Origin of the sequence: Sedimenticola selenatireducens DSM 17993 (assembly GCF_000428045.1) — a bacterium.
GTDB classification, from domain to species: domain Bacteria; phylum Pseudomonadota; class Gammaproteobacteria; order Chromatiales; family Chromatiaceae; genus Sedimenticola; species Sedimenticola selenatireducens.
Map to the genome: position 1 here is coordinate 18452 of NZ_ATZE01000033.1, position 8671 is coordinate 27122.

At 59.3% G+C, this 8671-nt stretch carries 7 protein-coding genes; 4 read left to right on the plus strand and 3 right to left on the minus strand.

Annotation, left to right across the window (positions count from 1 at the left end; all coding sequences use genetic code 11):
* Positions 1–19 precede the first annotated feature (19 nt).
* Both A3GO_RS0118185 and A3GO_RS0118190 read right to left on the minus strand, forming a co-directional pair.
* Positions 20–3238: an efflux RND transporter permease subunit gene (locus tag A3GO_RS0118185; protein WP_029134616.1), complete on the minus strand. Its 3219-nt coding sequence runs from the start codon at positions 3236–3238 to the stop codon at positions 20–22.
* Entirely contained in the window at positions 3231–4277 is a 1047-nt protein-coding gene (locus A3GO_RS0118190; protein ID WP_029134617.1) for an efflux RND transporter periplasmic adaptor subunit, read from the minus strand. Before A3GO_RS0118190 ends, A3GO_RS0118185 begins: the two co-directional genes overlap by 8 nt.
* A gap of 366 nt (positions 4278–4643) precedes the next feature.
* On the opposite strand from A3GO_RS0118190, the gene A3GO_RS0118195 reads away from it, so the two are divergent.
* The 3 genes from A3GO_RS0118195 to A3GO_RS0118205 all read left to right on the plus strand — a co-directional run bounded on the left by A3GO_RS0118195 (position 4644) and on the right by A3GO_RS0118205 (position 7134).
* A complete protein-coding gene (locus A3GO_RS0118195) occupies positions 4644–5567 on the plus strand; it encodes an SPFH domain-containing protein (protein WP_029134618.1) in 924 nt (307 codons plus the stop codon).
* Positions 5567–6019 (plus strand): NfeD family protein, encoded by a 453-nt coding sequence (locus A3GO_RS0118200; protein WP_029134619.1) that lies wholly within the window; start codon positions 5567–5569, stop codon positions 6017–6019. The genes A3GO_RS0118195 and A3GO_RS0118200 overlap by 1 nt, the downstream gene beginning before the upstream one ends.
* Before the next feature lie 170 nt (positions 6020–6189).
* The gene (locus A3GO_RS0118205) at positions 6190–7134 is read left to right on the plus strand and encodes a hypothetical protein (RefSeq protein ID WP_029134620.1); all 945 of its coding nucleotides are present in this window, start codon (positions 6190–6192) and stop codon (positions 7132–7134) included.
* 79 nt (positions 7135–7213) lie between these two features.
* Here the strand turns inward: A3GO_RS0118205 and crp are convergent, their stop codons facing one another.
* Positions 7214–7867, minus strand: coding sequence for a cAMP-activated global transcriptional regulator CRP (gene crp, locus A3GO_RS0118210; RefSeq protein ID WP_029134621.1), 654 nt, complete (start codon positions 7865–7867; stop codon positions 7214–7216).
* A gap of 116 nt (positions 7868–7983) precedes the next feature.
* On the opposite strand from crp, the gene A3GO_RS0118215 reads away from it, so the two are divergent.
* Positions 7984–8400, plus strand: coding sequence for an OsmC family protein (locus tag A3GO_RS0118215; protein ID WP_029134622.1), 417 nt, complete (start codon positions 7984–7986; stop codon positions 8398–8400).
* Positions 8401–8671 lie beyond the last annotated feature (271 nt).

Consider the following 8671-nt stretch of genomic DNA (forward strand, 5'->3'; position numbering starts at 1 on the left):
CCTCGTCCCAGCCTGCGGGCTACGGTGATCCTGTAATCTGCCCGATCCGATTTTGCATCGCCGCGTAATAGACCACCGGAATCACCACCAGGGTCAGCAGAGTGGAGACCAGCAGGCCGAAGATCAGGGAGACCGCCAGGCCGCTGAAGATCGGATCATCCAGGATGAAGAAGGCTCCGGCCATCGCCGCCAGCGCGGTGAGGATGATCGGCTTGGCCCGTACCACCGCCGACAACACCACCGCCTCCGCCAGCGCCATGCCTTCCCGCACCTGCTGATTGATGAAGTCCACCAGCAGAATGGAATTCCGCACGATAATACCGGCCAGGGCGATCATGCCGATCATCGAGGTGGCGGTGAACTGGCGATCCAGCAGGGCGTGGCCCGGCAGGATGCCGATCAGGGTCAGCGGGATCGGCGCCATGATCACCAGCGGTACCAGGTAGGAGCGGAACTGGGCCACCACCAGCAGATAGATCAGCAGCAAACCCACCGAGTAGGCGATACCCATGTCGCGGAAGGTCTCATAGGTGACCTGCCACTCGCCGTCCCACTTCAGGCTGTACTCGTAGGGGTTCTCCGGCTGGCTCAGGAACCACTGCTCAAGCCCGTCGGCCGCTTTCAATCGGTCCGAAATGGCGAACAGTCCATACAGCGGGCTGTCGGCGGTCCCGGCCATATCGCCGGTCACATAGACCACCGGCAGCAGATCTTTGTGGTAGATGGCGTGGGCGCGCTGGCTTTGCAGTGGCGTGACGATTTCCGACAGGGGGATCCAGTGGTCTCCGGCACCGCGCAGGGGCAGCGTCAATAACTGGGTCAGGTCGGTCTTGTCGCCTGGATGGTATTCAACCCGGATCGGCACGGCATATTTGAGGTTTTCCCCGTGCAGATAACTGACATCCTCACCGGTCAGCAGCATGCCCAGGGTGCGCGTGATCTCTGACTGGGCAATGCCGAGTCGCGCCGCCTTGGCGCGGTCCACCTGCAGGATGATTTTTTCCGAGGGAAACTCCACCGAGTCGTCCACATCGATGATATCCGGCGTGGTTTCGAACAGACCGCGCAGCGCCTTTGCCTGCTGGATCTGCCCGGTATAGTCGATGCCGTAGACCTCGGCCACCAACGGGGACTGAACCGGCGGTCCGGGCGGCAGTTCCACGATCTTGGCATTGCCGTCAAAGCGGCGGGCGATCTCCTGCAGCGGTGCGCGCACCGCCAGGGCTACCTCATGGCTTTTGCGTTCACGCAGTTTCTTATCCACCAGGTTGACCTGGATGTCCCCCAGGTGGGCGCCTTTGCGCAGGTAGTATTGCCTGACCAGTCCGTTAAAGCTGATCGGTGCGGAGGTGCCGGCGTAGACCTGATAGTCGGTCACTTCCGGGACACCGCCGAGGTAGCGGCCCATGCTGTCCAGCACCAGGGCGGTTTTTTCCAGACTGGTGCCTTCCGGCATGTCGAGCATCACCTGGAACTCCGATTTGTTATCAAACGGCAGCATTTTCAGCACCACTGACTGATTCACCACCAGGGCCAGGGAGCCGGCGATCAGGATCAATACGGATAACAGCAGCAGCCAGCGCATGGCCCGCCCCCGTCCTCCGGCGAGGAACGGTGGCATGACACGTTGGAAGATCCGCCGCATTAGCGGGTTGGCGGAACCCGCGTCCGTCTGTGCGTGGTCCTGCCCGGCCATGTGGCCCAGCGCCTTGCGGGTCAGCCAGGGGGTGAAGATGAAGGCTACTGCCAGGGAGATCAACATGCCCAGGCTGGCGTTGATCGGGATCGGACTCATGTAGGGTCCCATCAGGCCGGTGACAAAGGCCATCGGCAGTAGCGCCGCGATTACCGTGAATGTGGCCAGGATGGTGGGTCCGCCCACCTCGTCCACGGCGGCCGGTATCGCCTGCAGCAGATTGCGGCTGCCCATCGCCAGGTGGCGATGAATATTTTCCACCACCACGATGGCATCGTCCACCAGGATGCCGATGGAGAAGATCAGGGCAAACAGGGAGACCCGGTTGAGGGTGAAGCCCCAGGCCCAGGAGGCGAACAGCGTGATGGCCAGGGTCACCACCACCGCCGCGCCGACAATCAATGCTTCACGCCAACCCAGGGCCAACAGTACCAGCAGCACCACCGAGGCGGTGGCGAAGATCAGCTTGCTGATCAGTTGCTTGGCCTTGGTGTCGGCGGTCTCGCCGTAATTGCGTGTGACGGTGGCCTTCACGTCGCTGGGGATGAAGGTGCCCTTCAGCTGATCAAAGCGCTGGATCACCGCGTTGCTGATATCCACCGCGTTGGTGCCGGGTTTCTTGGCGACGGCGATGGTGACCGCCGGGGTGGTGCCATCCAGCAGCAACTTGTCGGCCGCGCCGGCACCGGCGCCCAGCCAGACATACTGTTCGGGTTGGTCCGGACCCTGGCTGATCTCGGCCACGTCGCGCAGAAACACCGGTCTGCCGGCATGGCTGGCCACCACCAGATCACCGATCTCTGCACTGTTGGTGAGGAAGCTGCCGGCCTGCACCAGGACCTCCCGGTTGTCACGGGTGATGGTCAGGTCATCCCGCACGCTGTTGCCCGCCTGCAGGCTTTGTCGCAGTTGGTTGAGGTCGATCCGGTAACCGGCCAGGGCTTCCGGGTCGAGGCGGACGCTGACTACCCGGGTCGGTGTGCCGATGGTGTAGATATCCCGGGTGCCCGGCACCCGCTTCAGTTCCGACTCAATGGCGTGCGCCACCTGTCCCAACTCATAAGCACCGGTGGCGGGGTTATCCGAGCGCAGGGTCAGGGTGACGATGGGCACATCGTCGATCCCCTTGGGTTTAATGATCGGCTGTCCGACTTCCAGGTTCGGCGGCAGCCAGTCCTGGTTGGAGAAGATCTTGTTGTAGAGCCGCACAATGGCGTCGGTGCGCTCCACGCCCACCTGGTATTGCACGGTGACTATCGCCATGCCCGGCCGGGAGATGGAGTAGATATGCTTGATCTCATCGATCTCCGAGAGTACCTGTTCGGCCGGTGTGGCCACCAGGTTTTCGGTCTCGGTTGCGCTGGCGCCGGGGAACGGGATAAAGACATCGGCGAAGGTCACGTTGATCTGTGGCTCCTCCTCGCGCGGTGTCACCAGGATGGCGAACAGACCCAGCAGCAGTCCCACCAGGGCCAGTAACGGAGTGATTTCGGTGGAGAGGAAGCGCTCGGCAATGCGACCCGAGATGCCGAGCCTACTCATCTGCCGATCCCTTGGATTGCAGTTTCAACCGACTGCCCGCTTCAACGGGGTCCAGGGCGACGCGCTCTCCGTCCTCCAGTCCCGCGAGTACCGCGATCAGGTTGCCGTTGCGCTTGTGGCCGGTCTGAATATGGCGCAGCGAGAGTGTGTTGTCCTTGTCGATGACATAGACCGCCGTGACTTCACTGCGGTAGACCACACTGGCGGCAGGGATCAGCAACTCCTGCGTTTTGCCGATCTCAAAACGGGTTTTCACCAGCATGCCGGGAAACAGTCCCGCTATCTCGGTCGGGAGCTGCAGGCGAACCTTGAAGGTGCCGCTGGCCGGATCGGCAAATGGAAAAATGGTCACCGCAGTGGCCGCCACGCTGCTGGCGTCGGGCAGCAGCACCTGGGCGCTGGCCTGTTGTCGAATGGCCGGGATAAGGCTCTGGGGTACGTCAACGGAGACGCGCAACTGGTCCAGTGAAATGCCGCTGATCAGTTGCTGGCCCGGTGAGGCGGTCTCGCCGGTCTCGATCAGCCGCTCGGTGACGATGCCGGCGTATGGGGCCCGGATACGGGTATATTCGAGTTGCTCTTTGGCCTGGTTCAGGGCCGCGCTGGCGGCTTCCTGCCGGGCCTTGGATGCCTTCAGGGAGGCGGTTGCCTTGTCCATGGCGGATTGGGCCACCAGCTTGCGCTGGAAGATCTCTTTCGTGCGTTCGTAATCACGGCTTGCCTCCTGCCATACCGCGTTGGCCGCCTGTAACTCCGCCTCGGCCTGGTCCAGTCGTGCACGCTGCTCGGTATCCTTGAGCCGGATGATCACCGCCCCCTGCTCAACGAAGTCATCCACATCCACCAGGATCTCCATCACTTGTCCACTGGTTTGTGACGAGATGGTGGATTGGTTGATCGCCTCAACGACGCCGTCCAGCCGGTATTCGCGCGGGATGGTGGTCAGTCTTGCGCTATCGGTAGGCAGGGTTTCCGCAGCCGCTGCCGGGGTAAATGGGGGGGCGAGAAGCAGTAACAGGCAGAATGTCAGGCGTCGCATTCGGTCTCCTTCATATAGACGGTGCTTCATAGGCTGAATAGCCGCCTCTATAGAATCTGGCTAATTTTTGAGTTTTTTTAGCTCATGTCCCAGTTGGTCTATGTGCTGATTCGGCTTGGAGGTTTGTCGCTTCTTCCCAAAGCTGCGGTACATAACCGGGGCAGTGCCTTTTTATCAGATTTTTCGTGTTGCTCCTGTCTGCTTTTATCCTACCGCGACTGACTGCTTCGGGATAGGGATTCGTCAGGTTGATTTATACCCATTCGCACTCTGCGACATGACCCTGGCATGGGTAATCAATATTCGTACCTTCTGCGCGACCGGGGTAGTATACTCGGCCGGGGAATTAAACAATGGAGATGCTCGATGGAACTCTTTGCTGTAGCGGTACTGGTGCTGGCGATCGTCATTGTTGTACTCGGTGCCAAGCGGGTTCCGCAGGGTATGGAGTACACGGTGGAACGTTTTGGTCGCTACACCAAGACACTGCGCCCCGGCCTGAATCTGATTATCCCGCTGGTGGATAGTGTCGGGGCCAAACTGAACATGATGGAGCAGGTGCTGGATGTCCCTTCACAGGAAGTGATCACCAAGGACAACGCCATGGTGACCGTGGATGGAGTGGTCTTCTTCCAGATCCTGGATGCGGCCAAGGCGGCCTATGAGGTGAGTCAGCTCACCCACGCGATTCTCAATCTCACCATGACCAATGTCCGTACCGTGATGGGTTCGATGGATCTGGACGAGCTGCTCTCCATGCGTGACCAGATCAACGCCAAACTGCTGGCAGTGGTGGATGACGCCACTACGCCCTGGGGTATCAAGGTGACGCGTATCGAGATCAAGGATATCTCGCCCCCACGGGACCTGGTGGATGCCATGGCACGCCAGATGAAGGCCGAGCGGGAGAAGCGGGCGCAGATCCTTGAAGCAGAAGGTCATCGTCAGGCTGCGATTCTCAAGGCCGAAGGTGAAAAGCAGGCGGCCATTCTTGAGGCGGAAGGTGAGCGGGAGGCCGCCTTCAGGGAGGCGGAGGCGCGAGAGCGTCTGGCAGAGGCCGAGGCCAAGGCGACCATGATGGTCTCGCAGGCCATTGCCAAGGGAGACGTTAGCGCCATCAACTACTTTGTCGCCCAGAAATACACCGAGGCGCTGAAGGATATCGCCTCCGCTCCCAATCAGAAGGTGATCATGATGCCGCTGGAGGCTTCCAACCTGATCGGGTCGGTGGCCGGTATTGCGGAGATCGCCCGGGAAGCGGCCGGCAGATCGGGCCGGAGTGAACCGTGATGGAGCTGTTTGAATCCGCCACCTATTGGCAATGGTGGGTGCTGGCGGTCATTCTGATTGTGCTGGAAGTGTTCTCGCCCGGCGCGTTTTTTCTCTGGATGGCTATCTCCGCCGGCATCGTCGGGCTGGTCATGCTGCTGATGCCGGAGCTTGGCTGGGAGATCCAGATACTGGTTTTTGCCCTGTTCAGCGTCATCAGTATCGTGGCCTGGCGGCTCTATCTGCTGAAGCATCCAACCGAAAGCGATCAGCCGCGACTCAACCGTCGGGGAGAGCAGTATATTGATCGGATATTTACCCTCAGCGAACCGGTGGTGAATGGTCAGGGCAAGATCAAGGTCGATGACAGCATCTGGAAGATCCGGGGTGACGACTGCCCGGCAGGGTCGCGGGTGAAGGTGGTAGGTGTGGATGGCGTGGTGCTGCTGATGATGGTGTTACAGGATTCTTAGGGGGCCTCTGGTCCAGTCGTGAACTTGTATCTTGCGCCTTGAATCTGATCATTCCGGCTCACAATTTACTTCGTCCAGGCTTAACCAGAGGCTCCTTAGTGGAATCAACTGGATTTCATGTGCTAGCCTTAGGCTGTTTTTTCTCCCGGTATCATAATAACCAATAAGTGATGGCTACTCCGAACTATCGACTCGTATTCAGTGGCAAGCTGCTCGAGGGGTTCAAACACCCTGAGGTGCAGCATGCGTTGGCTCAGTTGCTCAAAATCCCCCTGGATCAGGCGGGTCACCTGATCCAGGGGGATCGCTTCAGGATCAATAAGGCATTGGAAAAGTCCAAGGCCGAGCGTCTGTTGGAGAAGATCAGGGCGCGCGGCGCCGAGTGTTCAATCGAGCCGGTAGGGCCGTCCGCACGACCTGTCGATCGCATCCCCGAAAAGGTGGATGCAGTGGCGTCTTCGCCAACAGATGAACAATCGCCGCCTCTCGATGAGCCGCTGTCACTGGATTTGCCTGAATTGACCCCGGAAGATGACCGGACTCGACCGATGGAAATAGTCCAGCCCGAGGTGGCGGACGAGGATATAGTGTTAGAGGCTGCGGCTACTGAGCGCGCCGCCTACCAGCCGGATGATGATTCGGAAAATGTCGGTACCTTTTTTGAGCGAAGCACGGTTGCCGAGACCAGGGATGATGCAGCCCGGGAAAAACGGAAACGTCTGATTTGGCTCGCCGGTGGACTGATTGCGGTGGTCGTGGTGGCTGTTGGTCTGCTGTTGCCAATGCTGTTGGAGGAGCCCCCGGCACCGGTCGTTGCTACAACTCCCGCCATTCCGGTCAATCCCCAGCGCGCGGCGACCAATCGCCGGCTGGAGCAGCTCAACCGCTCCATCAAGGTATGGATGATTCAGTATGGCTCGGGATTCAATCCCGCCCAGGTGACATTGGAGCGGTTACAGCAGGATTTGAACATCGGTGAGCAGGAGATGCTGGATGGCTGGGGAACCGCATTGCGATTTGAGCCAGAGGCAGAGAAGTATCGGGTAATATCGGCGGGTCCGGATAAAAGCTTCGGGACACCGGATGACCTGAAACGGGAGACTGCGATCAAATAGGCCCCGTTCAGGCCGTGTGTGGGCATTTTTTCGGTCTGGAGGCTACCCGGTAGGAATGTCTTCGGCCGCCAATGGATGCTCAGCGTGTGCCGAATACCACGATAGTCTTGCCTTTGACATAAACCAGGCCCTGCTCTTCCAGGTTCTTCAGCACGCGCCCGGCCATCTCCCGTGAACAGCCCACAATCCGACCGATCTCCTGGCGGGTGATGCGGATCTGCATGCCATCGGGGTGGGTCATGGCGTCCGGTTGTTTGCACAGCTCCAGCAGGGTGCCGGCAACCCGACCGGTGACATCCAGAAATGCCAGATGTCCAACCTTTCGGCTGGTATGGATCAGGCGTTGGGTCAGCTGGCCGCCCAGTGCATAGAGTATATCCTTGGCATGTTCGCGGAGTTCGCCGTCAAACAGCTGCTCCAGTCGGGCGTAGCTGATCTCTGCCAGCATGCAGTCGGAGCGGGTGCGTACCAGGACGCTGCGATTGGACTGGGAGAGAAACAGTCCCATCTCGCCGATAAAATCACCCTTGTTGAGGTAGGTTAGGATGATCTCCTTGCCATCTTCATCCTCAATCAGGATGGTGACGGAACCATCCACGATGTAGTAGAGAATATCAGCCCGATCGCCCGGATGGATAATATCCGTTTTGGCTGGATAGCGGCGTCTGTGGCAGAACGACAGAAAGGGCTTCAGAAAAGCAGGTTCCTGTTCTGGTGGCTTGATAATGCTCATGTGCGACCTTCTGTTAAGGACTGGGAATGAAACGTTCCACCTAGGATTCTAGGTTAGCTCCTCCTGATTGTCGATCTATGCTAGTCTGCAAACCTTTATTAAACTGCGAGTATGTGATGAAAGCACGGGTAAAATGGGTCGAACAGACCCTTATGGTGGGTGAGTCGGGCAGCGGGCATGCCGTGGTGATGGATGGTCCCCCTGATTTTGGCGGGCGTAACCTGGGCGTTCGGCCGATGGAGATGTTGCTGCTGGGTTTGGGCGGCTGTACCCAGTTCGACGTGGTGCATATTCTGCGCAAGGGACGCAACCAGGTGACACTTTGCGAAGTGGATCTGGAGGCCGAGCGCGCCGAAACTGATCCGAAGGTATTCACCAAAATCCACGTCCACTTCCGGCTTGCGGGACCCGGTCTGACCGAAAAGGCCGTGGAGCGGGCGGTGAAGCTGAGTGCCGAGAAGTACTGCTCGGCGTCAATCATGCTGGGGCAGGTGGTGGAGATCAGCCACGATTTTGAGCTGCTGGCGGACTGAGCGCCGGCGTCCGTGTGGGCACCAACAGCGTGCCCATATATGGTCTCCTCCCCATTTGCAAGGCATTAGATCTCGATGGCAGGGACAAGTTGCTACCATATATCCGGCCTGTTATCGAAGCGACTCTTGGCTTCTGGCCTTGATGAGCATGCGCACATACCGTCCTTATCACCCTATCGTTCTCGTAAACTGTGGGCACGCCAGGTTTTCGGTATGCCGGTCTGACCTGTGTTGTCATCGAGGGTCTCTTGCCTTCGCAACTCTGGGTAGG

What these genes read in the sequence shown, in the direction of transcription:
- A3GO_RS0118205 (WP_029134620.1), top strand. Translation starts at nt 6,190, where the DNA reads ATGGCTACTCCGAACTATCGACTCGTATTCAGTGGCAAGCTGCTCGAG.
- crp (WP_029134621.1), bottom strand. Translation starts at nt 7,867, where the DNA reads ATGAGCATTATCAAGCCACCAGAACAGGAACCTGCTTTTCTGAAGCCC.
- A3GO_RS0118185 (WP_029134616.1), bottom strand. Translation starts at nt 3,238, where the DNA reads ATGAGTAGGCTCGGCATCTCGGGTCGCATTGCCGAGCGCTTCCTCTCC.
- A3GO_RS0118190 (WP_029134617.1), bottom strand. Translation starts at nt 4,277, where the DNA reads ATGCGACGCCTGACATTCTGCCTGTTACTGCTTCTCGCCCCCCCATTT.
- A3GO_RS0118215 (WP_029134622.1), top strand. Translation starts at nt 7,984, where the DNA reads ATGAAAGCACGGGTAAAATGGGTCGAACAGACCCTTATGGTGGGTGAG.
- A3GO_RS0118200 (WP_029134619.1), top strand. Translation starts at nt 5,567, where the DNA reads ATGGAGCTGTTTGAATCCGCCACCTATTGGCAATGGTGGGTGCTGGCG.
- A3GO_RS0118195 (WP_029134618.1), top strand. Translation starts at nt 4,644, where the DNA reads ATGGAACTCTTTGCTGTAGCGGTACTGGTGCTGGCGATCGTCATTGTT.